This window comes from Thermatribacter velox, from assembly GCF_038396615.1.
GTDB lineage: Bacteria > Atribacterota > Atribacteria > Atribacterales > Thermatribacteraceae > Thermatribacter > Thermatribacter velox.
The window spans coordinates 965,833-991,427 of the sequence record NZ_CP121689.1 but is presented as its reverse complement, the minus strand read 5'-3'; the positions used below and the strand labels follow the sequence as shown (position 1 = coordinate 991,427).

Genomic DNA, 25,595 nt, shown 5'->3' with positions numbered 1-25,595 from the left:
TCATTCTCCTTTCTCAGAAAAAGATGTAATGAAAGGAATATTTACTATCCTGCCTTTTATTTTACCCCCTGGAGCCGAGATAATCAGCTCTTCTCCGAGGGAGCAACTTTGTTGGTCCAGAAAGCCAAGCCCCAGGATTTTCCTAAACATAAAGGAATAGTTGCCACTGGTAATGTAGCCACAGGGTAGATTCTGGGAACTGTATACAGGATAGCCATAACGGGGTATTTTTCTCCCCTCAATGATTTCTATGCCTACCAGCTGTTTTTTGGGTCCAATTTTCCGCTCAAGGTATAGTGAACTTTTGCCTATAAAGTCTTCTTTTTCCCATTCTATAAGATATTCCTTTTTGAGCTCAAGTGGGGTTACCGTTTCATCGATTTCCTGCCCGTGAAGTGGCAATGAAGCTTCAAAGCGTAAAAGATCCCGAACTCCAAAGCCACAGGGACAACCTCCCTGTTCAGTAATCTGCTGAAGTAAAGTTCCCCAGATGTTTCCGTTGTCTATCCCCTGATGCCATATTTCAAAACCGTCTTCGTAAGAAAAAGCGCTTCGCATAATCATCAGGTTGTAATTGGATGCTGCAAGTTTTTTCCACCCGAAACGGGGCAAGGAGTCCAGATTTTCAGAAAAAGCTCTTTTCACGACTTCCCGGCTTTTTGGTCCCTGTATGGAAAAAAGGAGACTCCCTTCAGTATGATCTTCAACTTCTATGTCAAAATGATGCTGATTTGCAATATAACTTGTCCATAGAAAAAATTTCTCTCGGGCTCCAGCATTGGTGAATATCAAAAACTTTCGGTCCTCGATTTTGTAGACCAAAGACATATCAATAATGCCACCCCTTATGTTTAAAAAGAAGCTCACTTTACCCCGTGGGGAGACTTTTTCTGAGAAGTGGCGGGTTGAAATAAATTCCATAAAAGCTTGCGCATCTTTACCTTGAACTATGAATTTGCCCAGATGGGAAATGTCGAAAAGGCCACAGTTGTTTTTGCAGGTGAAATATTCTTCGCGAATGCTCTTGTAGAAAAGAGGCACTTCCCAGCTTGCAAATCCCCCCATTCTTGCGCCGATTTCAAGATGTTTGTGGGCCAGAGGGAGCTTTCTCAAGAGATACCTCCTTCAGGAGAAGTGCAATGGAGCCCCAAAAACGGCTTCTGCTGCTTCCATGGTTGCTTCAGGAAGGGTGGGATGTGCGTGGATAGTTTCGGCAATCTCCTGGGGAGTACATTCCAGGGCCATGGCTAACGTGGCTTCTGCAATAAGAGAAGACGCTTGCGGGCCAATGATGTGTATTCCAAGTATTTCTTTGGTTTTTTTACAGGCAATGATTTTGACAAAACCCTCACTCTCACCCTCAATAAGCGCTTTTCCACAGCCTCGAAAGGGAAATTTGCCAATACTCACGTCAAAACCTTTCTGGATAGCTTCTTCCTCGGAGAGGCCCACTGAAGCAACCTCGGGTGAGCAAAAAACACAATTGGGTACAGCTCGGTAATCCATGTATTTTTTCTCACCCAATAGGTTAGCTACAGCTACTTCAGCTTCTTTGTAGGCAACGTGGGCCAGCATGTGTCTTCCGTTTATGTCTCCTATCGCATAGATGTGGGGTACAGTGGTGCGCATAGTTGAATCAGTTTTGGGAACGCCATTTTCGACCTGTATTCCGGTGGATTCAATGTTCAACCCTTCTAAAAGGGGCTTTCTGCCTGTTGCTATGAGAACCAGGTCGCCTTGCACTTCTTTTTCCTGGCCTTCTTTTTCAAAAGTAACCTTAAGACTCTTTGCTACTTTTTGAATCGCTTTGACTCTGGCTTCAAGGTGGATTTTCATGCCTCTTTTTTCGACCATTTCAGTAAGCAAAGCAGTCACTTCGCTATCAACTGGAGGCAGTATCTTGGGCATCATTTCAATAACTTCTACTTGGACACCAAAAGTGTTGAAAATACATGCTAATTCCATACCAATAACCCCCCCACCAATTACTACAAGCCTTTCGGGTAAGGAGGGTAAAGACAGTGCCTCTTCGCTGTCGATTACTCCTTCAAGTTCTAACCCTTTCACAGGTGGCAGAGCGGTCCTGGAGCCCGAAGCCAGGAAGATAAACCTCGCTTTCAATACTTCCTTGCTCTCATCCGCCTTGGTAACTTCAATCTGGTTCCCATCCACAAAACGAGCTACCCCTTGAATGATTTCTGCTCCAGCTTTGCGTAGCAAAAAACCTACTCCACCTGTTAGCCTTTTTACTATCTGGTTTTTCCTTTTGAGGACCTGGTTCCAATCCAGACCCTCAAAGCTTGCCTTAATCCCAAACTGGGCGGCATTTTGCACAAGGTGCAGTACTTCTTGAGCCTTAAATAAGGCTTTAGTAGGTATGCAACCCCGGTTAAGGCAAGTACCCCCTAACTCTCTTTTTTCTATTAACGCTACTTTTAACCCTCTTTGTGCTGCGCGTATGGCTCCCGCATATCCGGCTGGACCGCCACCAATCACTAAAAGGTCAAATTCACGCATACTTTTACCTCCACTGTGGAAATTTATTGGGGTCTTTCAGGTAAAGATCTATAGAACGGGCTGCACGCTTGCCTGCGCCCATTGCCGAAATGACAGTAGCCGCGCCGGTGACGATGTCTCCTCCTGCAAAAACTCCTGGCAAGGAGGTTGCCCCAGTTTGGGGATCGGCAGCAATGTATCCCTTTTTATTGAGGGCAAGTCCCTTTATGGTTTCAAGTAGTAAAGGATTGGGCCCCTGACCTATGGCTACTACTACTGTGTCTATGGGAATTACAAATTCGGAACCGGGGATAGGCACTGGTCTCCTTCTTCCTGATTCGTCCGGTTCTCCCAGCTCCATCTGGATGCATTCTATTCCGGTAACCCAACCGTTATCATTGCCTATAAATCTCACCGGGTTAGTTAAAATTATACAATTTACACCTTCCTCTTCGGCTCTTTCCACTTCTTCTACTCGAGCCGGCATTTCTTTCTTGGTTCTGCGGTATACCAGGCATACTTCTTCTGCTCCAAGTCTCAAAGCACAGCGTGCTGCATCCATAGCTACATTTCCTCCCCCGATGACTGCCACTCTTCTGCCTATTTTGACTGGAGTATCAAATTCTGGAAAAAGGTAGGCTTTCATCAAGTTTGTTCTGGTCAAAAACTCGTTGGCTGAATATATACCATTGAGATTTTCGCCTGGAATGTTAAGAAAATAAGGTAGTCCGGCCCCAGTGCCAATAAAAAAGGCTTCATACCCTTCCTCTCTCAAATCATCGATAGTTAGGGTTTTCCCAACTACACAGCTTAGTTCTATTTCCACCCCAAGAGAACGCACGTAGTCGACTTCCTGAGCAACGATGCTTTTGGGCAAGCGGAACTCAGGTATTCCGTAAACCAGAACTCCGCCTGGTGCATGTAGAGCTTCGAAAATGGTAACCTGATAGCCCATCTTTGCAAGGTCTCCTGCACAAGTCAAACCGGCAGGACCTGAACCGATAACGGCTACACGATGTCCATTCCAGGAAGGAGCCGAAGGTGGTCGGATTCCTTTTTCGCGTTCGTAATCAGCGACGAAACGCTCTAAATAACCGATGGCAATGGGTTGTCCTTTCTTGCCAAGGACACATTTTTCTTCACACTGGGTTTCCTGGGGACATACTCTTCCGCAAATGGCCGGCAAGCTGTTTTTTTCCTTGATTTTGGCAATTGCGTCTTCAAAGCGTCCTTCAGCAACCAGCTTAAGAAAACCAGGAATGTCTATTTCCACTGGACAACCCTGTACACATTGTGGTTTTTTGCACTGTAGGCAACGTTTTGCTTCTTCAACCGCTGCCCATTCAGGCAATCCGAGAGGCACTTCTTCAAAGTCTTTTATGCGCTCCTTTGGAGGGCGCTGAGGCATTTTGGGACGACCAGAAAGTCTATTCTGCATAGTGTGCTTCCTCCTTTGCTCTGGTTGCCAGATACTTTTCTAAAGCGCGTTTTTCTTCTTCAAGATAAATCCTTTGACGAGACAGAAGCTCATCAAAATCAACAGCATGCCCATCAAAAATAGGTCCATCGACACAGGTAAACTTACACTGTCCATTTACACTAACCCGACAGCAACCGCACATTCCGGTTCCGTCAACCATTATGGGATTTAAACTGACCAGGGTAGGTACTCCATGTTTTTTGGTCAACAGGCTGGTCATCTTCATCATCATAACCGGACCAACAGCTATTACCAGGTCTACTTTTTCTTGCTCAAGAACTCTTTCCAGAACGGTGGTCACAAATCCCTTTTCTCCATAGCTACCGTCATCAGTGGTTACGTAGAGCTTATCGCTTACCTCCCGCATTTTATCTTCCCAGAAAAGCATACTTGCCGTTCTGGCACCTATTATAGAAGTTACTCTGTTACCAGCTTCTTTGAGAGCTCTGGCCTTGGGAAAGGTAGGAGCGATGCCCACACCTCCTCCCACACAAACTACATGACCAAAGTTTTTCTCTTCCATTTCTTTACCCAGCGGACCTACAAAGTCCAGTATGGTATCGCCTGCTTCCATTTCGCCAAGCATCATGGTGGTTTTGCCTACTTCTTGAAAAATGATAGTTACTGTACCCTTTTCCGGGTCAAAGTCTGCAATGGTCAGAGGTATTCGCTCTCCCTGGTCATTGATTCTAAGGATAACAAACTGGCCAGCTTTTGCCTTTCTGGCTACGCGCGGAGCATCAATTACCATTAATTTAATTTCAGGGGTCAGTACCTGTTTCTTAAGTATTTTGAACACTTGCCTACCTCCCTTTTAGCGAACATAGCTGGATAAAGCCAGTAAAATTATACTATAATAAATCTACTTGTCATTTCTAAAAACAGAAATCTACCAAACTGCTATGCTTGAAGGTGATGACTTTGGTGAACCATAATTTTTTGGGGCTTAATAATTTTGTTAGGCGTTATGAAGGGAACCCAATCTTATCTCCGGATGGCTGGCCCTACCCAGCCAATGCCACTTTCAACCCAGGAGCAACGCTTTTCAGGGGCGAGACTCTGCTTCTGGTGCGGGTTGAAGATTGTCGGGGTTTCTCACATCTCACTCTTGCTCGGAGTAAAGACGGAATAAAGGATTGGGAAATTGACACCGAACCTGCTCTTTATCCGGAGGCCCACATTAACGAGGAGCAGTGGGGGTTAGAGGACCCAAGAATTACATGGCTTGAGGAAGAAGAAAGATATGCGGTTACCTACGTTTCTTTCAGTAGGGGTGGTCCCGTGGTTTCTCTGGCGCTCACTGAAGACTTCAAAAACTTTGTCAAACATGGTTCGCTTCTTCCTCCTGAAGATAAGGATGCCTGTCTTTTTCCACGCAGGTTTAAAACTGATCATGGAAAGCGCTATGCACTCATACATCGCCCCATCATCAGGGGGGAAGCACATATCTGGATTTCTTTTTCGCCCGACCTTAAACACTGGGGTGATCATCAAATACTGATACCCACTCGTCCTGGGTGGTGGGACCATACCCGAGTAGGACTTGGTCCTCAACCTATTGAGACTCCCTGGGGTTGGTTGATTTTTTATCATGGAGTGCGGCAAACTGCTTCAGGAAGCCTTTATCGAGTCGGAGCAGCCCTACTCGACCTTGAAGACCCCACCCAAGTCATATGTAGGACTGACGAGTGGATTATGAGCCCCAAAGAAAGCTTTGAATGGCTAGGAGATGTTCCTGGAGTTGTGTTTCCAACCGGAGCAATCGTCGATGAAGAGAATGACCAGATACGCCTTTACTATGGTGCTGCGGATCGATACACTGGTCTTGCTTTTCTCCCCTACCGAGAATTTATCCAGTATCTGGAGGAAAAGTGCAAAAAGAAAGCCGGGAATTAATTACGAGCTTAAACATCGCTTCCGTAGAAATAAATAGTAACCTTTTCTTCGGTGATTAACCCCTCCTTGACTACCTTGTCCAGGAGGGGTTTGATTTGGGCTATTTTTTCCTCAGTATCCACCACTTCAACAATTACTGGAAGGTCTGAGGAAAGTCTGAGTACTGATGTGATTTGTATATGATAGCTTTTCTTTCCAAATCCTGCTATGCCTCGTAACACGGTAGCTCCAGCCAGTTTGAGTTTCTTAAACTCCTGGAGCAGATACTGGTAAGTTGGTTTACCATCGTATTTATCGGATTCACCAATGAAGATGCGCAGCAGGACAGCTCTCTCTTCCTTTCTCATGATTTACCTCCATAAAAGGTTTGCTACTATTTTACCTAAGAAGATCGAGAAGAAAGCTGCTCCGAACCCACCCCCTGAATTTAAAAAGAAATAAAGGTACTCTTTTTCCTCAAACAACCGGAACGATTCATATTCGAAGGTCGAAAACGTGGTAAAAGAACCCAAAAAACCTATGCTGAGGAAGACCCGAAATTCACGGCTTAGTATTCCACTTGCCTCTGCTGTGTACATGATTATACTCAGCAAAAAACTTCCAACAAGATTTACCAGCCAGGTTCCCAAAGGAAAAAAGGAGAAAGATATTAGATTTTGGAACCAGCCGCTCAGGAGAAAGCGCGCTACTGCACCAATTGCTCCACCTGCGGCAATTAATATCAAGTCATTCATGAAATTTTTCCTCCTCGACGAGTTTTGCTAAGGGGTTTGGAAGCGAAAAATTCCAGAAGATACTGCCAAGATTCTTTCTCAAGCTCAGAAAAAGGGAGATGGGTCTTTTGATAATCAAATTTTTCTATAAAAGAGCTGACAAGTTTCAGCACTTCATACAGTGCTTTTTCAGAGAAGCTGTGTATTTCAATGGAAGTTTTTTCTTCTGGCGGAAAAAGACGGGAGTGTTTTCTACAAAGGAAGGTATGCCTTCCCCACTGTTTTTTCCACTCTGGCCAGTGTTTTATGAGGGTTTTGTATAGTTTCTTTTCCATCTCTTGATTCCTGATACAAAGACGGCACTTTATGTTACCGAAATCTGGTAACTCACCTTGAAGGTGATGTATCAACAAATCTCTGAAGAGGATGGCAATACCAAGAACTGATGGTCGCTCCTTGAAAACCAGCTGCAGGTGATCGGCACACAAGCCGCCATCTTTTATTAGCTGGGTTCGCAACTCGGTATCGTTTACCATTTCCCAAAAAATGCTGTCAAGATATTTTTTGTCCTGTTCTCGTAAAAGATGACATAAAGGACATCCAGGTTTGTCAAGGTATTCTCTCAGTTTGGAGTTAAGGTAATCCACTTTAGATCTCCCTTCCGAATACATTTAGAATTCTGGTCGATAAACAAAAACTCCTGTACCTTTAGGTACAGGAGTCATCAGCCTGGACGGCGCTTAAGGGGGAACTCCATCCCCACTTTTTGAGTTAGCAACCAATGATTCAGAATTTAAACGTCAGCTTCCCACAATTATAACTTTCTTCCCAAAAAAGCCATTCCAGCTCGATAGCCCGTTTAAAAACGTTTTTTGCTTCCAGCTTTTCTTTATCTTTCGCCTCCAGGGTTTCCTTTTCAAACCAGCGGCACAGCTCTTCGACCAGTTCTTGATAGGGGCCTCCCGCATAGCTTTCCAACCAGGTTCTGTAAAGCCCCGGTATACCGGGTAAAGCTTTTTTCAGATAATAGGTACTGATTTCAAGGTAACTTACAAAGCAAGGGAGCATTGAAGCAATGATTATAAAAGGGCTCTTTTTGAAAGCAACCTGCATCAAGAAATCTCCATACCATGAAGCCACTTTCCCTTTCGGTGATTTGCTGAATTCGCTTTCTTTTTCCAGCAACTCGTGCATCATTAGCTCGCCGTCTACCGTTTCTTTAAGAAGTTTTATCGCAAAGCGCTTGAGGTCTTTATCGTCAGCCTTTACTACCAGCATTCCCACTGTAGAAAGAAGGTCTTCCAGGTAGTAATCGTCCTGGCTCAGGTAGTAGAAGAAGCACTTTTGGGGAAGTGTTCCCTGGGCAAGGTCTTTTAAAAAGGAATGTTCTTTAAGTGCATTCCATTCTTTGGCGAATTCTTTCTTAAGCTGTTCCAGAAAAAACATCGGGTTTTTTCCTCTCAAGTATGGCGGTGTGCAACACGTGAAGCCCCGAAGGATTCTGGCTTCACACGAGCAATGAAGCCAAAACTTTCGATCATGCCCACCAGCTCGCGAATAAGGTGTCGGGTGGGACCATTGTTACCCACGTCCACATGAATTTCTATCTTGTAATCTGAAAGTTCATCCTGAAACAGATTGTTAAAAATTTGCAGGAACTGTTGTGAAACTTCCAGTGAGAGCATGGCTTCGGCATATATTTTCTCTCTTATGCTTCGAGTTCCTCTGCGAAAAGTTTTTCTCCAGAAATATCGACCACCGAACCCTATCCTGTGGATAATCAAAGCTGTTACGAAAGCCTGAATGGAAGAGCCTTCCCGGTGCTCACGGGAATCAGTCCCGATTATAAGGCGATAGGAAACATCAGGGTCTTCCCGCATGAACGATATAATCGAATTAACTACTTCCTCAAAAGATAGTCTTCCTTGAGTAGGGCTGTTAAAATACAGTATTTTTCCCATAGTCAGTAATTTTCAATTCTTTTTATTTATTCTAACTCAAATGGCGTTTAGGCAACAAGCTTTGTTGGGCTTGACAAAAAAGTTTTCTCAGGATAAATTCTAATTCTGTTAGTAAAAATGGAGGTCGAGATGAAGAAAGAAGTCGTTATACGCTTCAAAAGACTTGCTCAGGATGTCACATTGCCACGTTTCGCATACCCTGATGATGCTTGTTTTGATATTTTCAGTCCTGAAGACGTGGTTATCCCTCCTGGAAGCAGCGCTGTAATAGACCTCAAAATAGCTTCTGAGTTCCCTCCGGGTTACGAGGTAGTGCTTCGTCCTCGAAGTGGTATGGGCATCAAATATGGTATTATTATCCATCCTGGTACCATTGACTCTGGTTACAGGGGAAGCTGGTTTGTCAGGCTGTTTAATTTAGGAGATGACCCCTATCAGATTAAAAAAGGAGATAGAATAGCTCAGGGTGCGCTGCGTGAGGTGCCACGAGTGATCATAGTTGAAGCTCAGGTTTTGTCTTCTTCTTTGAGGGGAACAGGCGGGCTTGGCTCAACGGGAAGGTGAGGAAATCTTCATGGAAATTCTTAATTATTTGAAGGAAGAAGAAATCATTGCTTACTTCTCAATGGAAATAGCTCTTTTTAAGGAAATACCAACTTATAGTGGAGGTCTGGGTGTTCTCGCTGGAGACACCGTGCGTTCTGCTGCTGACCTATCCCTGCCTTTTGTGGCGATTACTCTCCTTCACCGTAAGGGCTATTTTCGTCAGGAACTTACTCCAGACGGTAATCAAATAGAACATCCTGTCGTCTGGGATGTTGAGCGTTTGTTAACCCCTCTCCCACAAAAAGTCAGGGTTACCATTGAAGGGCGAGAAGTTGTGATTGGTGCCTGGGTTTATGTGTGGAGAAGCGTCACTGGTGGTAAGGTACCAGTAATTTTTCTCGATACCGACTTACCAGAAAATGTGGAGAGTGACAGGGCCATAACCCATTATCTTTATGGAGGCGATAGGCGTTATCGACTCAAGCAGGAAATCGTTCTGGGCATTGGTGGCGTGAGAATGCTTAAGGCACTGGAGCTTTCGGTGCGCAAGTACCACATCAACGAAGGCCATGCTGCCTTGCTTGCTCTGGAACTTCTAAGGGACGAAGTGAGCTGCCAGAAAGAAGAAAAGGCATGTTTGCGAGAAGTGAGGAATCTCTGCGTTTTTACCACTCACACTCCCGTTGAAGCTGGACACGACAGATTTCCCTATGACCTGGTTCGAGAAGTCCTTGGCGAACCATTGCCTATTGATTTACTTAAAAAGCTGGGTGGCAAAGACGAGCTTAACATGACTCTTTTGGCTTTGAATCTCAGTGGTTATGTCAATGGTGTGGCCAAAAGGCACAGTGAAGTCTCTCGCAACATGTTCCCTGGTTATGTAATTCACTCCATCACCAACGGTGTGCACACTTTCACCTGGACTTCACCAGCTTTCCGGGAACTCTACGACCGTTACATTCCTGGATGGGCGCACGAACCTGAACTTCTGGCTCGCGTAGACGTGATTCCCGATGAGCTTTTGTGGGAGGCCCACCAGAGAGAAAAGAAGAGCCTTATTGAACTGGTCTATGAGAAAACCGGGATACTCATGGAGAAAGAAGTTTTCACTTTAGGCTTTGCAAGAAGAATGACTGCTTACAAGCGTCCTACCTTCATCTTTGCAGATCGAGAGAGACTCATCAGAATCGCCAAAAGACAGCCTTTTCAGGTGATTTTTGCGGGTAAAGCACATCCCCAGGACTGGGAAGGCAAAAGGCTTATTCAGGAAATCTTTAAACAGGCGAGAGAATTGCACCCTCATCTTAAGATCGCTTTTCTGGAGGATTACGACCTTGAAATTGCCAAAAGAATGGTTTCGGGGGTAGATCTCTGGCTGAATACACCTCAAAAACCATTTGAGGCTTCGGGAACCAGTGGTATGAAAGCAGCTCACAATGGTGTCCTCCATTTCAGCGTTCTGGATGGGTGGTGGATTGAAGGTTGTCTTGAAGGTATCACTGGCTGGTCCATTGGTTCTCCGCCTGACGAAAAGACTGATGATGAGGCTCGAAGGGAAGTTGAGGATTTTTATGGAAAACTTGAATATGCCATCTTACCTACTTTCTACAACCACCGGGAACACTGGATACGATTGATGAAAAACGCTATTGGCAAGTTAGCTCCTTATTTTAACAGCCACCGCATGATGAAGCGTTACCTGAGTGAAGCCTATTTTCACCAGCCGGCTCTTTTTACCATGAACAACCAGCACGTATAATTTCCGGTATGATGAAGTTTCAAGAAGATTTTGAACGTAGGAATTTGATGTTGCAACAAAAAACCCGGGCTTTGAGATGCCCGGGTTTTTTTATCACTCGTTTTTAATTTGTAACACGCTTTGCTTCTTATTCTTAGCTCAACTTGCGAACCTTTACTGCTTGAGGACCTTTAGTCCCTTGCTGAACTTCGAACTCAACCAGCTGGTCTTGTTCGAGAGTTTTGAAACCACTTCCTTCAATAGCAGAATAGTGGACGAAAACGTCTCCGCCTTCGTCGGATTCGATGAACCCATAGCCCTTCTGGGCGTTAAACCATTTGACCTTACCTGTTGCCATTGAAATACAAACCTCCTGAAATATTAAAAGTTACAGCTTGCGCAAGCTTGCACTAAGCGTAGCACTTTCAACGGGGTTTGTCAACTGGAAAAGACCTCTTCCAACATAAATTTTCTTTTCGCTCTTGATGGCTTTAAAAAATACTTCATATAGCCTGTGGAGATTTGCTTCCTGGTTTATTAAAGAGTAAAATGAAATCATCAAACTAAAAGGAGGGAAGACTTATGAAAAGAATATTAGTTTTTGCCTTTGTGGCCGTGTTTTTGGCCTTAGTCGCAGGTTGTGCTCCTTCAGGAACCACCACTCCGCCTGCCCCTAATCAAACTCAGGCGCCTCAGCTAATCACTGTGAATGATGGAGTGAGAAATCTGCAAAGTGGTGATTCCATACAAAATGGTATTACGGTTACTTTTACTGGAAGTGGACCAGCCAATGCTATTATAAGGGTGTATCTGAATGGGACATTGCTTGATAGCACCACCACCGATGACGCCGGAAGCTTTACCTGGAGTTGGACCAGTGGAACTACCGAAGGTACGTTTACTTTTGGTTTCACGGCAGAAGCAGGAGGACTCCCTGAAAGTACACAGACCCAGTTCCAGATCGTGGTAGACATAACACCGCCTTATCTCCTTTCCTGCTCTGCTAAAGCAGATGCTCCCTTGGGAGATGCACCAACCATCACTGTCCAGTTCAACGAACCGGTTACCGTGGGCGATGTCAACCTTTTTGAAACGCCTGCGTTTTGGAATGTTACTTGTCCTCTGTGCCCTGGTGGATCAGTTTTTACTATAACTCAGGTCACACTGGGAGCCGACAATCAAACGGTAACTCTAACTGGTAACTGGATGAGCGACCAGTTAGTTGCTGGTGACCAGATAATGGTAGTATTTAATTATAGCCCCCTAATGAACATCCAGGATGCAGCTGGCAATCAATTTAACACGGTTGCAAGCTTTCCAACCTGTATGGTTAATCCTTAGGTAACGGTAAGCCCCTAAAAGCTGCTTTGGCCCTCAAGGGCCAAAGCAGCTTTTAGGGATAAAGTCGGTAAATCTGGCGGGGAAAAGGAATTGCTTCGCGGATGTGGTGAATGCCACATATCCAGGCCACAGTTCGCTCCACTCCCAAACCAAAGCCTGAATGGGGACAACTCCCAAACCGCCGCAAATCCAGATACCAGCTAAATACTTCCTCGGGGAGACTGTGTTCTTTGATGCGCTCTTTGAGCAAGTTTAAGTCGTGAATGCGCTCACTTCCGCCAATTATTTCACCATATCCTTCAGGTGCAATCAGGTCGTCATTGAGGACCAGCTCCGGGTTTTCAGGGTCAGGCTGCATGTAGAAGGCTTTGACTTTTTTAGGGTAGTGGTGGATAAATACCGGGCGGTCAAACTCTTCAGAAATAGCTGTTTCTTCATCGCCTCCGAAGTCATCTCCCCACTCAATCTGGAATCCCTTTTTGTGAAGTATGTTTAAGGCCTCATCATAGGAAATACGAGGAAAGGGGGGAACAACCCGTTCCAGAGGTTTGAGGTCTCTTTCCAGAACTTCCAGTTCGCGCTGGCATTTCTCAAGCACCGTTTGTACCACAAAAGAAACAAATTCCTCTTGCAGTTTCATGTTGTCTTCCCAGTTGTAAAAAGCCACTTCCGGTTCTACCATCCAGAATTCCGTGAGGTGCCTGCGGGTTTTGGATTTTTCGGCTCGGAAAGTGGGGGCAAGGCAGTATACCTTACCAAAAGCCATGCAGGCTGCTTCCATATAGAGCTGTCCACTCTGCGAGAGGTAAGCTTTCCCCAGGTCAAAGTAGTCCAGGGCAAAAAGTGTGGTAGTGCCCTCGCAGGCTGCAGGGGTAAGAATGGGTGGGTCAATGAGGGTAAAACCGCGTTCCTGAAAGAAGCGGTGAATGGCCATTATGACCTGGTTGCGAACGCGTAGAATGGCGTTTTGTTTGCGCGAGCGCAACCAGAGGTGTCGGTTCTCCATGAGAAATTCTACAGAATGCTCCTTTTTCTGAATAGGGTATTCCTCGGCCTCAGAGACAATTTCTACTTTTTCAAGTTCCAGTTCATAGCCCCCGATGGCTCTTTTTTCCTCTTTTACTTTACCCCGGGCTATTAGGGAAGACTCAAGAGGTATACGCTTCAGGCTTTTAACCTCTTCACTGTCGAAGTGTTCACCTGCAAAAGCCGTGGCCTGCAGGAAGCCAGTACCATCGCGTAAAATCAGGAAGGTGATTTTCCCGCTGGAGCGCTTATTAGCAAGCCATCCTCGGATTTCTACCCTTTTGTCCACATACTGGGGCAGTGTTTCGATAGATACCCAGGGAACCTCCACCACTGTTGCCTCCTTTTTATATCTTTTTCTTCAGGCCATATTTCCAGCCTTCCCTGTCCATCTCCCTGATAAAGGAGACCACATAGTCAACCAGAACTTCGAACATTTTCTGTCCCTTTTCAGCGGTGGCTTTTGTAGGGTCTCCTGTTGCTCCGTAAGGGGTCAGCTCGTTAAATTTCCACTTGATATCCGGTCCTTCGGGTAGTTCAGGTACCACACCCCTTGCATTTTCCATACGACAGAATTGGGGGTATAGAAAAAGCATGATGGAACTTTCACCTTCTCCAGCATGTCCCAAACCACCCCAGACTTCAAAAGTATCTTTGGGAAGAAGTTCACCGGCTTTTACCCACCAGGCATCCAGAACAGCTATTACCGCATCAGGGTATTTAACTTTGATAGTCCGTGATGCAACTTCAAGGGGTGCAATGTTTCCGTCGTGCCCGTTAATGATTATGATTCTGTTTATACCCTGCTCAATGGTTGAAGTAAGAACGTCTTTGAGGACTTCAATCAGGGTTTCCGGGCGTAGAGTAAGCGTAAATGGAAAATCCTGATAGTGAAAACTGACTCCATAAGGAACAGGTGGGAGTACCAGCACTCCCTCCACCCTCTTGGCGACTTCCATGGCTAAAGCCTGTGCTACCAGAGTATCGGTCCCGAAAGGTAAGTGGAAACCGTGGTTTTCAGCAGAGCCCACAGCCAGAATAACCTTGTCAAAGTGATTTTCTTTGAAATCCGAGTAGTTCATTTCAGGATGAAAAACTTTTTTTTCCATGATGAAATCCCCCTCATCTTTTCAGTCTTTTTCCCATGATCCCTTCAGGTTTCCAGAGCATTATCACTATGAGAAGAATGGCGTAAACCAGCTCAATAAAACCGTAAAGCTTAAAATGTTCTTCAACAGGCTTAAGTGCATAGCGCAATGCGATGAGAGAAGCAGCACCTACCAGAGGACCGCTCATAGTACCCATGCCCCCAATAATCAACATAACCACTATTTGAAAGGTGAGAAAGAAAGAGAACTCAAAGGGGCGAATTGCCTTGGTGAAGTGAGCGTAAAGGCCTCCTGCTACTCCGGCAAAAAAAGCGCCAATTACAAAGGAAAGGAGTTTGTATTTCATAGGATAAATACCAAGGACCTGGGCAGCTACCTCGTCTTCCCGAATGGCAATCATCGCCCTTCCAAAGCGGGAATTGACAATACGCCACACCACATAAATGGTTACAAGCAACCAGAAATAGGTCCAGTAAATATTAGTATAAGACGGTATGGCATTGATGCCCATGGATCCCCTGGTGATATCCCGCAGGGTTTTGGCCAGAGTGACCACGATAACCATAAATCCAAGAGAAGCCACCGAGAGGTAATGACCCCTTAAACGTAGAACAGGAGCACCTATCAAGATGGCACAGAAAGAAGCCATAAGCCCGCCAGCGATAAGTGCAGGGAGAAAAGGCCAGGCAGCCTCGGGACCGCCAAGCAAAGAAGGCAATAAAGGTAATTCATAAGCCTTGCGCAAAGTAAGAGGAAAAGCGAGGAGAGTCGATGTATAGGCCCCAACGGCCATAAAAGCTGCATGTCCAAGCGAAAAGAGACCAGTGTAGCCGTTTGTAAGATTCAGGCTCACCGTAGCAATGGAGTAAATACCAATCAGGATTACTATATGCAGGATGTAACGATTTAAAAACCTGGTAGCACCAAAGAGGGCCAGAAACAGTAACAAGCCGCCAACGATAAACCAGATCTCAGTTGGAATCTTTCTCTCTTTCATGCTCTTACCTCTTCTTTCACTCCCATAATACCAGAAGGACGTACCAGTAAAACCATTATAAGTATGGCAAAAACAATGGCATCCCGATACTCAGCAAAAGTGGTTGGTAGAAAAGCAATGGAAAGTATTTCAGCAAGACCCAGGATGAATCCTCCCAGCATTGCTCCAGGAATGCTGCCTACCCCACCAACTACGACTGCTACGAAAGCTTTGACTCCAGTCAAAAACCCCATATCGTACGAGATTTGCCCGTATTTGGCACCCCACATAAAACCAGTAAAAGCGGCTATTGCCGATCCAATGAGAAACGCAATAGAAATAACTTTGTTAATCTCGATACCCATTATTTCAGCGACTTCAAGATTCTCGCTGGTTGCTCGCATGGCGATACCCATTTTGCTGTATTTCACAAAAAGGTGGAAAAGCAACATAATGAGAATTGAAGCAATGATGATAAAAATATCAATGGTACGGAAAGTGAGATAAGAAGTACGGTGGAGAGTTACCAGGTACTGGGGTACTTTAAATGCATAAGGTTGAGGCGAAACTAACATTTTCATGAAATTCTCTATAAAGGTATAAAAACCGAGAGAAGTAATTAACAAAGCGACTTCGGGTCCTCCTCGAAGTTTTCTGTATGCTACAGTATCAAGCACTATGCCCATTACTCCTCCGAAACCCAGAAGTAGAAAAATGGTGGCAATGAAAGGAAGGCCTGCTTTAAAGAAAATAAAGTAGAAAAAAAATGCACCCAGTGTAATCAAAGCTCCATGGGCAAAGTTTATCAGCCTCAAAATGCCATACACCACAGTCATTCCAAGAGCAAGCAATGCGTAAATGCATCCCAGTATAACCCCGTTCATGCTCTGCTGTGCTAAATAACTAATTGAGAACATGGCGTTTATCCTCCCAGATAAACTCGTCTCACATCTTCAAGCGACTCAATTTCTTCCGGAGGCCCTTCCATCTTCACTTCTCCTGTCTCAAGAACATAAACATAATCAGAGACTTTAATAGCCATAACTGCGTTCTGCTCTACAAGAAGAATAGTCACTCCCTTTTTGCGAATTTCTTGAATAAGCTCATAAAGTTCCTTGACCACCAGTGGAGCAAGGCCCAGTGAAGGTTCATCAAGTAGCATCAACTGGGGGCGAGACATCAACCCCCTGCCCAGGGCAAGCATTTGCTGTTCTCCACCGCTTAGGGTTCCAGCAATCTGGTTTTCACGCTCTTTGAGACGAGGAAAGAGGTTATAGACCATCTCAAGGTCTTTCTGAATTTCTACTTCATTCTGGCGGTGGTAGGCACCGATAAGTAGATTTTCTTTTACCGAGAGTCGATTAAAAATACCCCGTCCCTCGGGCACCAAACATATTCCCTTGCGTACTCTCCAGGGGGCGGGTTTACTGGTTATTTCTTCTCCCTGATAGAAAATCTGTCCCTGGAAAGGCTTCAAAACGCCCACAACACTCTTCAAAGTCGTTGTTTTTCCTGCTCCATTTGCTCCAATTAACGACACAATTTGCCCCTGCTCCACCTTTAAATTTATCCTCTGGATGGCAGGAATGACTCCGTACTTTACCCCTACGTTTTTGAGTTCAAGCAACGACATCACCAGCCCCAAGATAAGCTTCGATTACTTTCGGGTCTTTCTGAATCTCAGAAGGCGGACCCACCGCAATCACAGAACCGTAATCCAGGACCTGTATGGTTTCAGCCAGTCCCATTACAAACGGCATGCGATGTTCCACAATGATCATCGTTAAGTCAAGCTCTTCTTTAATTTTCTTAATAGTCAGCGCTAACTCTTCGGCTTCTTGAGTGTTCATACCCGCTGATGGTTCATCAAGCAGGAGTACCTCTGGGTCGGTCATAAGTGCTCGAGCAATATCCAGTTTTCTTTGTAAACCGTAAGGAAGGTTGGAAGCGGTTTCCCTACGCTGTGACTGCATGTCGAAAAGTTCCAATATGGTTTCCACTCGCTCAAGGATTTTTCTCTCTTCCCTATAAAGGCGAGGCAGACTAAGCAGGGTGTGGATGAAACTGTATGAGGTGTGAACGTGTGCAGCAACTTTAAGGTTCTCTTCCACAGTTAAATTGGGAAAGAGACGAAGATTTTGAAAAGTGCGGGTTAACCCCATTGAAGCAATGGTGTCAGGGCGAGCATAGGTGATATCCTTCCCCTTAAAGAAGATTTTCCCTTTATCCGGCTTCAAGACACCGCTTATAAGATTAAATATGGTTGTTTTACCAGCACCGTTGGGTCCGATAAGACCAAACACTGCCCTTTTTGGCAATTCGAGCTCATAACCACTTACGGCGGTTATTCCTCCAAAATGTTTCCATAAGTTTTCTACTTTTAGTATTATCTGATCCATCTTTTCACCCTTGTTGACAACCGGGAGGAGTAGGTATTCCTCCCGGTTGTCCTAATGCAGGCTTATTTAGCTATTTTGGGATCTGGGAGATACTTGGGAGTTACCTGCTTCACGGTTACAAACTTCCCATTCTGGACTTCTATCACTGCTACCGATTTGTTTGGAACCTGGCTTCCCTCTTCATAGGAAATAACTCCTGATACGCCTTTGAAGCCTTTGATTTGAGCTAAGCCTTCTGGAATTTTGGCAGGATCATCAGTGCCCACAATTTCAATGGCTTTAGCAAGAACTTTCATTGCATCGTAACCCAACGCTGCAAAGGCGTTTTCGGGAGGATTACCGAACATTGCTTCATAATTCTTTTTAAACTCCTGAATCATGGGGTCAGGGTCCTCTAAAGACATATGGGTAGCGAAAATGACGCCCTCGGCATATTCGCCACCAGTTTCTACCAGAAGAGGCGTATCAAAACCATCTTCACCAAGAATAGGTATAGTTACACCGCCTTCCCGAATCTGCTTAGCTATCAAACCACAGTTAGAGGGAATGGCTCCTACGTATACAAAGTCAACTTCTCCTCGATCTTGATATTCTTTCAGTCGAGCCACCATACCTGAAAAATCGGTCCAACTGGTCTCAAAGTAATCTTCGTAAACCACTTCTCCGCCATAGTTTTTCAAAGCATCTGCAAAATAAGCACAAACGGCTACTGAAAAATCAACGGCAGTATCCACCCAAATTGCTCCTCGCTTAAGGCCCAAATCTTCAACCGCGTACTCTGCTATCGCAGCAGCCTGAGCATTGTCTCCAAAACAGGCCAGCCATGCTCCAGTACGTTCAGGAATACGGGGGTGAGTTGCACCAGGAGTTATGAACGGAACACCATATTCACGAGCAAGAGGTGCTGCAATATTAACCCAGTGGGTGTCACAATACCCGATGAGTGCTGAAACTTTTTCATTCTCGATTAATCTGATTACTGCAGCAACAGTTTCTCCCTCATCTGCTTTGGTATCCACCACTTTGAGTTCAATCGGCCTTCCCAAAACTCCTCCCTGCTTGTTTATTTCTTCAGCAGCAAGCTTTACTCCGTTGAGAGCTGGTGTATCAATGGAAGCCCAAGGACCAGTAAGCCCCATCACTACCCCTATTTTTATAGGCTCCTGTGCATAGGCGAGTGCAGAGAGCAGAAAGGCAAACAAAAAACAGGTTACGAAAACTAACCCAAACTTTCTCATTACATAAACCCCCCTTATACAGTGATTTTCAATTTTATACCATTCCAAAGACGGCAATGCAAGCTAAAGTAGGTTTTTCGAACTCTTTTCGCAAACTTTTTGTTGAATTCCTTGGGTGTGAAAGATTAAGAAAACTTTACACTCATTTTAAAAAGCTTTAATCTTACTTCTGTATACTCCCTCAAGACAAAAAGAGAAAGGGGGGAGGAAATTTGGAGAGAGATTTCAAGGTCCAAGCAGTGATCAGAGCGTCTGTTTGAGGTGTGTTTTGTTGGGAAATAAACTCTTACCTTTCAAAAAAAGAAAGAAAGGGGTGTCTGAAAAATGAAGAGGTTTTTTCTGGCCTTGACCTTATTGCTGTCAGCATTTTTAAGTTTGCAGGTAGCAACTGCCGCTGACAAGATTGTCAGCATAGATGGTTCCAGTACCGTTTACCCTATCACCGAAGCGGTGGCGGAGGAATTTCAGATGGAGAATCGTGATATTAAGGTGGTAGTAGGTATTTCTGGAACCGGTGGTGGCTTCAAAAGGTTCTGCCGAGGTGAGACCGACATTAACGATGCTTCTCGACCCATCAAGGCTTCCGAGATAGAGCTTTGTAAGGAAAACGGCATTGAATACATTGAATTGCCTATTGCTTTCGATGGAATAGCTGTGGTGGTTAACCCAGCAAACGATTGGGTGGATTACTTGACCGTTGAAGAGTTGAAAAAAATCTGGGAACCCAAAGCCCAGGGTAAAGTTCTTTACTGGAGCGACATAAGACCAGAATGGCCAAAAGAAAAAATGACTTTATTTGGTCCTGGTGTGGACTCGGGCACTTTCGATTATTTCACTGAAGCCATAGTTGGAGAAACCGGGGCATCCAGAGGAGACTTTATTGCCAGTGAAGACGATAATGTTCTGGTGCAAGGGATCTCCAGAGATAAATATGCGCTGGGCTATTTCGGCTTCGCCTATTATTTGGAGAACCAGGATGTCCTTAAAGTGGTGCCTATTGATGATGGAGTTGCTGAAAACGGAGAAGGACCAATTGAGCCTACCTTTGAAACCATTAGCAAAGGGCTTTATCAGCCACTCTCCCGGCCTCTGTTTATTTATGTCAACAAAGCAAGCGCTGACCGTGAAGAGGTTCAGAAATTCGTGCGTTTTTACCTTGAAAACGCTAAATGGCTGGTTGAAGAAATAGGTTATGTAGCCCTTCCCGATAGTGCTTATGAACTTGCTCTAAAGAGATTCGAAGAGCGTAAAACTGGCACTGTTTTCGGTGACCAAGGAGCAAAAATAGGAGTTTCCATCGAAGAACTTCTGCAGATGGAAGGAGAATAATCCCTGACTTTGGTTGACAGATGAAAACCGTAGTGGCTACAATTTAAAAGGAGTTGTTTTCGATAGACTGTCTAAATGCCAGGAGGAACAACCTCCTGGTATTTAGATGAACAGGAGACGATGTTGGGAAAAACTTCGAAAAAGAATAAAGATTTAGTTATCTTACAAGCCAAAAGAAAAGAGCAAGTTGTCAGAAGCTTATTTTTTATTTTTAGTTTGATTTCCATCTTTACCACTTTGGGAATTGTCTTTGTCCTGGTTTTTGAGGCAATTGGCTTCTTTCAGGAAGTTTCTATTTTAGAGTTTCTCACCGATACTTTGTGGACACCTCTTTTTTATGATAAGCATTTCGGTATCTTACCCCTCCTTTGCGGAACATTGCTCACTTCTCTTATTGCCATGCTGGTTGCAGGCCCTTTGGGGTTACTTACCGCAATATTTTTGAGTGAGTACGCTTCTCCCCGGGTAAGGCGTATTTGCAAACCCATACTGGAAATATTGGCTGGGGTACCAACTGTAGTATATGGATATTTTGCACTGCTCTTTGTTACTCCTCTCTTGCAAAAGATAATACCTTCTCTTTCGGGTTTCAACGCACTTTCTCCAGGCATAGTGATGGGTATCATGATATTACCTTTGGTTTCTTCTTTGAGTGAGGATGCCATGTATGTGGTCCCTCAGGGTTTGCGTGAAGCAGCATATGCTCTGGGTTCCACCAAAATGGAAGTTTCTCTTAAGGTTGTTGTGCCAGCTGCCTTTTCAGGAATTACCACTTCTTTTATTCTGGCTATTTCTCGTGCAATTGGTGAAACTATGCTGGTTACCATTGCCGCCGGACAAATGGCTCAGTTGACCTTTAATCCTCTGGTTCCCATTCAAACCATGACTGCCTATATTGTACAGGTTAGTCTTGGTGATACTCCTGCGGGAAGTCTCGAGTACAAGACTATTTTTGCGGTTGGACTGGTACTCTTTTTGCTAACCTTAATCCTCAATTTGGTTGCTCAGTGGTTGCGCAAGAGGTTCAGAGAAGCTTATGAGTGAAGATAAATCTCTAACTCTGGATGTATTTTTGAAGCGTAAAAAAACCAAAGAAAAGATTTTTCTGGTACTGGCCACGAGTGCCCTACTTCTTTCGCTTATAGCTCTTTTTGTTCTCCTTATCGATGTTTTTTATGATGGAATACCTCGCCTTGGATGGCAATTTTTAACCAGCTTCCCTTCCCGACGCCCAGAACGAGCTGGTATATTACCTGCTCTGGTGGGTAGTATCTATGTAGTAGGTTTAACCATTTGCTTTTCAGTGCCCCTGGGTGTTGGAGCGGGTATTTACCTTGAAGAATATTCGAGAAAAGATTGGTTGAGCAAGCTCATAGAAATCAATGTTTCTACTTTGGCCGGAGTGCCTTCTATCATATATGGTATCTTAGGGCTCGAGCTATTTGTGCGGACCATGCGACTGGGACGGGGCCTTCTAGCAGGGGCGCTTACTCTTACTTTGCTGGTGTTACCTATCATCATAGTGTCCACGCGGGAAGCCATTCGCGCAGTACCCTTGTCCCTGCGGGAGGCAGCTTTTGCTCTGGGAGCTACTCGCTGGCAGGTAATCAAAGATCAGGTATTGCCAGTGGCTATCCCGGGCATCCTCACTGGAGTGATTCTTGCTGTTTCCCGCGCCATAGGAGAAACCGCACCTTTGATAATGATAGGAGCCTTAACTTACATTGCTTTCCTTCCTGATAGTCTAAACGCACCTTTTACTGCGTTACCCATTCAGATTTTTAACTGGGTATCGCGTCCGCAAAAGGGCTTTCACGCCAACGCTGCAGCGGGTATTGTGGTCCTTCTGGTTATAACTCTTTCTCTTAACTCACTTTCCATATTCCTGCGCAATTACTTTCAGAAGAAAACTTCCTCACGTGTTGCTTGATTCTCTCACCCTTGTCAGCCTGTAATTCACTTTTGTTGACACAGAAGAGATAAAAACGTATCATTTTTAAAAGGCCAATTTACATATAAAAGAACCTACAACTAATGACGTATCGGGAAACGCAGCAGACTCTTCAGTGCTTTTCTTGCTCCAGATGTTTGAGAACATACAATAAACTTTTGAAAGGGAGGTGGAATCAGGAGGAAAACGCTTGTTGGTCAACTCTTTTATTTTCGATTAACTCTTTGGCCGTGAAGGAGGGATTGTGATGTTCTGGAAGAAATGGATGTTGTTGACGCTGGTTTTAGTCGGTGTGATTTTGGTAGGAAGTATTGTTCTGGCCCAGGAAAAGCCTAAGTTGAACATCTGGGGAAGAGCTTCCTTTGCTCCTGCTCAGGCCTATTGGGTAAATTCAGTGCTTTACGAATGGGCTCAGGAAAAGGGAATTGACGTCAAGATTACCTGGATTCCAGTGGGCGATATTGCAGCAAAAGTGGTTACCGCTGTTGCTTCAGGGACCGAACCCGACATGGTTATCGGTGGTATGCCCTATACCAAATTTGCTGAATCAGGGCTCCTTTTGCCTCTTGATGATGTTGTTGACCAGCTGGGTCGAGATGATTTCTTTGAAGTTATACTCCAGATGGGCACCATTAATGGAAAAATCTATGCTATTCCTATGGGTTGGGAAATAACTTGGCTCCATATCCGTAAGGACCTTTTTGAGAAGGCGGGAGTAATGGATCTTTTACCCTTTGACAACGAAGAAGAAGTGGTGCAAGCTGCAGAAAAACTCACCGGTGTAGAAGAAGGAGTTTATGGAATTGGTCTTCCCTTAGGTGGAACGGGTTATGACTGTGCCTGGACCTTTCTTCTTTACTGGTACGGTTTTGGTGGAGGTATGATGACTGAGCGTTCTTCCAAAGGAGTGGTATTTGGGCAAGAGCCCTATCGTTCTGCTACCAAGAGAGTTTTTGCATTCTTTAAAGATATCTACGAAAGAGGACTTACACCTCCTGACTCCGGTGAGTGGGTGGATATTTCCAATAACCTTGCTTTCCTGGATGGCAGAGTGGCCATGACTTCAAACCCCATGAGCATCTGGTATGCAATTATGACTGGAAAACCAGAGTTGGTTCCTAAAACACTGATAGTTCCTGATGCCTTTCCCATCAACTTAGGTCAGGAGTCGAATTTCATTTTTAAATCCACCAAAAACCCCGACCTTGCCAAGGAAGCGTTAATGGTCATACTTGGTGATAAAGAAAAATATCGCCAGGGATGGTGCGAACAATCCCAGCTCTACAACCTGCCCATTTTTAAGAGCCAGATGCAGGTTTTGAGCGAAAACTGGAAACAGGGAAAATACCCGGTAATGCTTATGGATCCCTATGAAGCGGCGATGCGCATCCAGTTTGATGAATGGCCGATGACCTATCCACTTGGCGAAGCCACTTCGGTGATGGAAGACTTTGAAAACGGTTGGATGATTAATGATATGGTGATTCGAGCTGTAGTTCGAGGCGAAGATCCTGACAAGTTAATTGATGAATACGATGCCAAACTCAAGGAAATGGCCAAAGAAAATTACGGAGAGTAACTAATCAGGAAACTTGAGAGAAGGGGGATTGTAATCCCCCTTCTCTCAAGAAGGGGTTGATGAATTTGCGACTTCTAAAAAGATTAGATGACTGGTTTTATCTTCTACCGGCTCTTTTCTTTTTGACTTTCGTTTTGATAATACCCCTTGTTTATATATTTGCTCTGAGCTTTTATAAAATGCCTTTGGGCAGAGAAGCTGTTTTTATTGGTTTTGCAAACTTTACCCGCATCCTGAAGGACGCGCTTTTTTACAAGAGCTTAAAAAACACTTTTCTTTATGCTTTTCCAGCAGTCGGCATTAAGGCAGTAATCGGGTTAGCAGTGGCTGTCTTTTTAAATCAAAAATTTCGTGGGAGAGGCTTCCTAAGAGCTATTTCAATTCTACCCTGGGCACTTCCTCCTTTCATTTGTGCTGTTCTTTTCTGGTTCATTTATGATTATCGAGGCATAGGTAATTTTCTGCTCTCTTTATTTGGTTTAAAGCCCATTCACTGGTTGGGCTTTGAATATGCTATGCCCTCCATAATCCTTGTAAATGTGTGGCATGGATGGCCTTTTTTCTATCTCGGCTTTCTGGCGGGCTTGCAGGCCATACCTGAAGAGCTCTATGAAAGCGCTTCCATCGACGGTGCTTCTTCCTGGCAAAAGTTTCTCTATGTTACCCTCCCCATACTGAAGCCTGTATTCTGGATTGTTTGCAGTCTCTCGCTGATGTGGACCATGGGGGATTTTGTTATTCCCAAGATGATGACCGGAGGCGGCCCTGCCGATGCAACGCTGACCATTCCGATAGCTACTTACAAAATAGCCTTTTTGCTGGGATTAAACTATCCTCTGGCTTCTGCCTATGCAGTTAGCATTCTGCCCATATTTGCAATCCTCATCTTCTTCACTCTTCGCCAGATGGGAGGTTCGCAATGAGGAAAAGAAATTTTTCAAAAAATATTCAAATTATCATTTTCAGTGTGATCCTCCTTCTGTGGATTTTTATACCAGTTTACTGGATTATTAAAACTGCCTTCTCCCCTGAGGAAGAGGCCTGGAACCTGGCGCCCTCGAGCAATCTGACTCTTAACAATTTCAGGAAGATTTTTTCTGGGAAAAGAGAATTAGCCCCTGGCGAAATATCTATGGAAGAAGTTACTGGAGTGTCGTTAACTATTTCTTCAACCATTAACCGACCCCTTTTGAATACCCTTTGGGTTTCGGTTCTCGCGGTAACCTTTACCATGGTGGTGTCCAGTCTTGCAGGTTATAACCTGGCACGTTTTGTTTACCCAGGCAAAAAGTTTGCCTCTTCATTGATTCTTTTTGCGTATGTTTTTCCTCCTTTCATCCTGATGGTTCCTATGACTCTTATTTTAAAAAGAATAGGTCTTACTGATTCTCTGTTTGGTTTAAGTATAGTGCATCTTGCTTATACCATACCTTTCGCTACCTACATGTTGAGCGGGTACTTTATGGGTATACCCCGGGAACTCGATGAAGCAGCGATGGTTGATGGCTGTTCGCGCTTTCAGGCTTTTTTAAGGATTACCCTCCCTCTGGCAGCTCCGGGTCTGGTCACTGTGGCCATTTTTTCCTTTGTGCTTTCTTGGGGGGATGTTATTTTTGCCACAGTCCTCATAAACGATGTTGATAAGTACACTCTACCTCTGCATATTGGATTCTTTCTTTATGGTGGCGAGATTGTTGACCCTGGCGCGTTGGCAGCAACTACCATATTCGCTGGATTGGTACCAGCCCTCCTGTACCTGACTGTTCAGCGCTTTGTGAGAATGGGCATTGTTGCTGGGGCGGTAAAGGGTTGAGATG

Annotated in this window: 27 protein-coding genes and 1 riboswitch; of the genes, 10 read left to right on the top strand and 17 right to left on the bottom strand. The window is 44.7% G+C overall.

The genetic code is table 11. The features are described 5' to 3' along the window. The 4 genes from QBE54_RS04935 to QBE54_RS04920 are packed head-to-tail and all read right to left on the bottom strand — an operon-like array spanning position 1 to position 4,775. Complete coding sequence (locus tag QBE54_RS04935) at positions 1-1,113, bottom strand: aminomethyltransferase family protein (protein ID WP_369019233.1); 1,113 nt, start codon at positions 1,111-1,113, stop codon at positions 1-3. A gap of 12 nt (positions 1,114-1,125) precedes the next feature. Beyond that, on the bottom strand, positions 1,126-2,517 hold the full coding sequence (lpdA, locus tag QBE54_RS04930; protein WP_369019232.1) for a dihydrolipoyl dehydrogenase: 1,392 nt from the start codon (positions 2,515-2,517) through the stop codon (positions 1,126-1,128). Positions 2,518-2,521: 4 nt separating this feature from the next. After that, positions 2,522-3,934 (bottom strand): NADPH-dependent glutamate synthase, encoded by a 1,413-nt coding sequence (gene gltA, locus QBE54_RS04925; protein WP_369019231.1) that lies wholly within the window; start codon positions 3,932-3,934, stop codon positions 2,522-2,524. Continuing rightward, entirely contained in the window at positions 3,924-4,775 is an 852-nt protein-coding gene (locus QBE54_RS04920) for a sulfide/dihydroorotate dehydrogenase-like FAD/NAD-binding protein (protein ID WP_369019230.1), read from the bottom strand. The genes gltA and QBE54_RS04920 overlap by 11 nt, the downstream gene beginning before the upstream one ends. Before the next feature lie 116 nt (positions 4,776-4,891). Here QBE54_RS04920 and QBE54_RS04915 point away from each other — a divergent pair, with 116 nt between their 5' ends. Then, positions 4,892-5,872, top strand: coding sequence for a glycosidase (locus QBE54_RS04915; RefSeq protein WP_369019229.1), 981 nt, complete (start codon positions 4,892-4,894; stop codon positions 5,870-5,872). An 8-nt stretch (positions 5,873-5,880) separates the two neighbouring features. Here QBE54_RS04915 and QBE54_RS04910 read toward each other — a convergent pair whose 3' ends face one another. The 5 genes from QBE54_RS04910 to QBE54_RS04890 form a co-directional block, all read right to left on the bottom strand. Beyond that, the gene (locus QBE54_RS04910) at positions 5,881-6,219 is read right to left on the bottom strand and encodes a DUF190 domain-containing protein (RefSeq protein WP_369019228.1); all 339 of its coding nucleotides are present in this window, start codon (positions 6,217-6,219) and stop codon (positions 5,881-5,883) included. A gap of 3 nt (positions 6,220-6,222) precedes the next feature. Next, positions 6,223-6,606 (bottom strand): fluoride efflux transporter CrcB, encoded by a 384-nt coding sequence (crcB, locus tag QBE54_RS04905; protein ID WP_369019227.1) that lies wholly within the window; start codon positions 6,604-6,606, stop codon positions 6,223-6,225. Continuing rightward, positions 6,603-7,232: a DUF6062 family protein gene (locus tag QBE54_RS04900; protein ID WP_369019226.1), complete on the bottom strand. Its 630-nt coding sequence runs from the start codon at positions 7,230-7,232 to the stop codon at positions 6,603-6,605. The genes crcB and QBE54_RS04900 overlap by 4 nt, the downstream gene beginning before the upstream one ends. A 61-nt stretch (positions 7,233-7,293) precedes the next feature. Further along, a riboswitch (Fluoride riboswitch) is annotated at positions 7,294-7,355 on the bottom strand. A gap of 16 nt (positions 7,356-7,371) precedes the next feature. Next, positions 7,372-8,031, bottom strand: coding sequence for a TenA family protein (locus QBE54_RS04895; protein WP_369019225.1), 660 nt, complete (start codon positions 8,029-8,031; stop codon positions 7,372-7,374). A gap of 14 nt (positions 8,032-8,045) precedes the next feature. Beyond that, positions 8,046-8,546: a ribonuclease H-like YkuK family protein gene (locus QBE54_RS04890; RefSeq protein WP_369019224.1), complete on the bottom strand. Its 501-nt coding sequence runs from the start codon at positions 8,544-8,546 to the stop codon at positions 8,046-8,048. A gap of 129 nt (positions 8,547-8,675) precedes the next feature. Here QBE54_RS04890 and dut point away from each other — a divergent pair, with 129 nt between their 5' ends. Beyond that, positions 8,676-9,110 (top strand): dUTP diphosphatase, encoded by a 435-nt coding sequence (gene dut / locus QBE54_RS04885; protein ID WP_369019223.1) that lies wholly within the window; start codon positions 8,676-8,678, stop codon positions 9,108-9,110. 10 nt (positions 9,111-9,120) lie between these two features. Continuing rightward, positions 9,121-10,851 carry an alpha-glucan family phosphorylase gene (gene glgP / locus QBE54_RS04880; protein WP_369019394.1) on the top strand — a complete coding sequence of 577 codons (1,731 nt, stop codon included), beginning with the start codon at positions 9,121-9,123 and terminating at the stop codon, positions 10,849-10,851. Between the two features lie 133 nt (positions 10,852-10,984). On the opposite strand, the gene QBE54_RS04875 is transcribed toward glgP, so the two are convergent. Then, positions 10,985-11,188 carry a cold-shock protein gene (locus QBE54_RS04875; protein ID WP_369019222.1) on the bottom strand — a complete coding sequence of 68 codons (204 nt, stop codon included), beginning with the start codon at positions 11,186-11,188 and terminating at the stop codon, positions 10,985-10,987. A gap of 224 nt (positions 11,189-11,412) precedes the next feature. On the opposite strand from QBE54_RS04875, the gene QBE54_RS04870 reads away from it, so the two are divergent. Beyond that, on the top strand, positions 11,413-12,171 hold the full coding sequence (locus QBE54_RS04870; protein ID WP_369019221.1) for a hypothetical protein: 759 nt from the start codon (positions 11,413-11,415) through the stop codon (positions 12,169-12,171). A 52-nt stretch (positions 12,172-12,223) separates the two neighbouring features. Here QBE54_RS04870 and asnS read toward each other — a convergent pair whose 3' ends face one another. The 7 genes from asnS to QBE54_RS04835 form a co-directional block, all read right to left on the bottom strand. After that, a complete protein-coding gene (gene asnS, locus QBE54_RS04865; protein ID WP_369019220.1) occupies positions 12,224-13,528 on the bottom strand; it encodes an asparagine--tRNA ligase in 1,305 nt (434 codons plus the stop codon). A 16-nt stretch (positions 13,529-13,544) separates the two neighbouring features. Next, a complete protein-coding gene (locus QBE54_RS04860) occupies positions 13,545-14,306 on the bottom strand; it encodes a creatininase family protein (protein WP_369019219.1) in 762 nt (253 codons plus the stop codon). A gap of 13 nt (positions 14,307-14,319) precedes the next feature. Continuing rightward, positions 14,320-15,303 (bottom strand): branched-chain amino acid ABC transporter permease, encoded by a 984-nt coding sequence (locus QBE54_RS04855; protein ID WP_369019218.1) that lies wholly within the window; start codon positions 15,301-15,303, stop codon positions 14,320-14,322. Then, the gene (locus QBE54_RS04850; RefSeq protein ID WP_369019217.1) at positions 15,300-16,199 is read right to left on the bottom strand and encodes a branched-chain amino acid ABC transporter permease; all 900 of its coding nucleotides are present in this window, start codon (positions 16,197-16,199) and stop codon (positions 15,300-15,302) included. Before QBE54_RS04850 ends, QBE54_RS04855 begins: the two co-directional genes overlap by 4 nt. A 5-nt stretch (positions 16,200-16,204) precedes the next feature. Next, positions 16,205-16,915 carry an ABC transporter ATP-binding protein gene (locus QBE54_RS04845; RefSeq protein ID WP_369019216.1) on the bottom strand — a complete coding sequence of 237 codons (711 nt, stop codon included), beginning with the start codon at positions 16,913-16,915 and terminating at the stop codon, positions 16,205-16,207. After that, the gene (locus tag QBE54_RS04840; protein WP_369019215.1) at positions 16,902-17,681 is read right to left on the bottom strand and encodes an ABC transporter ATP-binding protein; all 780 of its coding nucleotides are present in this window, start codon (positions 17,679-17,681) and stop codon (positions 16,902-16,904) included. Before QBE54_RS04840 ends, QBE54_RS04845 begins: the two co-directional genes overlap by 14 nt. A 62-nt stretch (positions 17,682-17,743) precedes the next feature. Further along, a complete protein-coding gene (locus QBE54_RS04835; protein WP_369019214.1) occupies positions 17,744-18,919 on the bottom strand; it encodes an ABC transporter substrate-binding protein in 1,176 nt (391 codons plus the stop codon). 324 nt (positions 18,920-19,243) lie between these two features. On the opposite strand from QBE54_RS04835, the gene QBE54_RS04830 reads away from it, so the two are divergent. From QBE54_RS04830 to QBE54_RS04805, 6 genes are all read left to right on the top strand, one after another. Then, entirely contained in the window at positions 19,244-20,248 is a 1,005-nt protein-coding gene (locus QBE54_RS04830; protein WP_369019213.1) for a PstS family phosphate ABC transporter substrate-binding protein, read from the top strand. 120 nt (positions 20,249-20,368) lie between these two features. After that, positions 20,369-21,292 carry a phosphate ABC transporter permease subunit PstC gene (gene pstC / locus QBE54_RS04825; RefSeq protein ID WP_369019212.1) on the top strand — a complete coding sequence of 308 codons (924 nt, stop codon included), beginning with the start codon at positions 20,369-20,371 and terminating at the stop codon, positions 21,290-21,292. Beyond that, positions 21,285-22,178: a phosphate ABC transporter permease PstA gene (pstA, locus tag QBE54_RS04820; protein WP_369019211.1), complete on the top strand. Its 894-nt coding sequence runs from the start codon at positions 21,285-21,287 to the stop codon at positions 22,176-22,178. The genes pstC and pstA overlap by 8 nt, the downstream gene beginning before the upstream one ends. Positions 22,179-22,446: 268 nt before the next feature. Further along, positions 22,447-23,778 (top strand): ABC transporter substrate-binding protein, encoded by a 1,332-nt coding sequence (locus tag QBE54_RS04815; protein WP_369019210.1) that lies wholly within the window; start codon positions 22,447-22,449, stop codon positions 23,776-23,778. A 59-nt stretch (positions 23,779-23,837) separates the two neighbouring features. Next, positions 23,838-24,701 (top strand): carbohydrate ABC transporter permease, encoded by an 864-nt coding sequence (locus tag QBE54_RS04810; protein ID WP_369019209.1) that lies wholly within the window; start codon positions 23,838-23,840, stop codon positions 24,699-24,701. Continuing rightward, complete coding sequence (locus QBE54_RS04805; RefSeq protein WP_369019208.1) at positions 24,698-25,591, top strand: carbohydrate ABC transporter permease; 894 nt, start codon at positions 24,698-24,700, stop codon at positions 25,589-25,591. The genes QBE54_RS04810 and QBE54_RS04805 overlap by 4 nt, the downstream gene beginning before the upstream one ends. Positions 25,592-25,595 lie beyond the last annotated feature (4 nt).

Coding starts and splice junctions, on each gene's coding strand:
- lpdA (WP_369019232.1), bottom strand. CDS start 2,517: ATGCGTGAATTTGACCTTTTAGTGATTGGTGGCGGTCCAGCCGGATAT.
- QBE54_RS04895 (WP_369019225.1), bottom strand. CDS start 8,031: ATGTTTTTTCTGGAACAGCTTAAGAAAGAATTCGCCAAAGAATGGAAT.
- QBE54_RS04815 (WP_369019210.1), top strand. CDS start 22,447: ATGTTCTGGAAGAAATGGATGTTGTTGACGCTGGTTTTAGTCGGTGTG.
- gltA (WP_369019231.1), bottom strand. CDS start 3,934: ATGCAGAATAGACTTTCTGGTCGTCCCAAAATGCCTCAGCGCCCTCCA.
- QBE54_RS04855 (WP_369019218.1), bottom strand. CDS start 15,303: ATGAAAGAGAGAAAGATTCCAACTGAGATCTGGTTTATCGTTGGCGGC.
- QBE54_RS04810 (WP_369019209.1), top strand. CDS start 23,838: ATGAATTTGCGACTTCTAAAAAGATTAGATGACTGGTTTTATCTTCTA.
- QBE54_RS04875 (WP_369019222.1), bottom strand. CDS start 11,188: ATGGCAACAGGTAAGGTCAAATGGTTTAACGCCCAGAAGGGCTATGGG.
- dut (WP_369019223.1), top strand. CDS start 8,676: ATGAAGAAAGAAGTCGTTATACGCTTCAAAAGACTTGCTCAGGATGTC.
- QBE54_RS04835 (WP_369019214.1), bottom strand. CDS start 18,919: ATGAGAAAGTTTGGGTTAGTTTTCGTAACCTGTTTTTTGTTTGCCTTT.
- QBE54_RS04845 (WP_369019216.1), bottom strand. CDS start 16,915: ATGTCGTTGCTTGAACTCAAAAACGTAGGGGTAAAGTACGGAGTCATT.
- QBE54_RS04910 (WP_369019228.1), bottom strand. CDS start 6,219: ATGAGAAAGGAAGAGAGAGCTGTCCTGCTGCGCATCTTCATTGGTGAA.
- QBE54_RS04890 (WP_369019224.1), bottom strand. CDS start 8,546: ATGGGAAAAATACTGTATTTTAACAGCCCTACTCAAGGAAGACTATCT.
- QBE54_RS04840 (WP_369019215.1), bottom strand. CDS start 17,681: ATGGATCAGATAATACTAAAAGTAGAAAACTTATGGAAACATTTTGGA.
- pstA (WP_369019211.1), top strand. CDS start 21,285: ATGAGTGAAGATAAATCTCTAACTCTGGATGTATTTTTGAAGCGTAAA.
- crcB (WP_369019227.1), bottom strand. CDS start 6,606: ATGAATGACTTGATATTAATTGCCGCAGGTGGAGCAATTGGTGCAGTA.
- QBE54_RS04860 (WP_369019219.1), bottom strand. CDS start 14,306: ATGGAAAAAAAAGTTTTTCATCCTGAAATGAACTACTCGGATTTCAAA.
- QBE54_RS04870 (WP_369019221.1), top strand. CDS start 11,413: ATGAAAAGAATATTAGTTTTTGCCTTTGTGGCCGTGTTTTTGGCCTTA.
- pstC (WP_369019212.1), top strand. CDS start 20,369: ATGTTGGGAAAAACTTCGAAAAAGAATAAAGATTTAGTTATCTTACAA.
- QBE54_RS04915 (WP_369019229.1), top strand. CDS start 4,892: ATGACTTTGGTGAACCATAATTTTTTGGGGCTTAATAATTTTGTTAGG.
- glgP (WP_369019394.1), top strand. CDS start 9,121: ATGGAAATTCTTAATTATTTGAAGGAAGAAGAAATCATTGCTTACTTC.
- QBE54_RS04850 (WP_369019217.1), bottom strand. CDS start 16,199: ATGTTCTCAATTAGTTATTTAGCACAGCAGAGCATGAACGGGGTTATA.
- QBE54_RS04805 (WP_369019208.1), top strand. CDS start 24,698: ATGAGGAAAAGAAATTTTTCAAAAAATATTCAAATTATCATTTTCAGT.
- QBE54_RS04830 (WP_369019213.1), top strand. CDS start 19,244: ATGAAGAGGTTTTTTCTGGCCTTGACCTTATTGCTGTCAGCATTTTTA.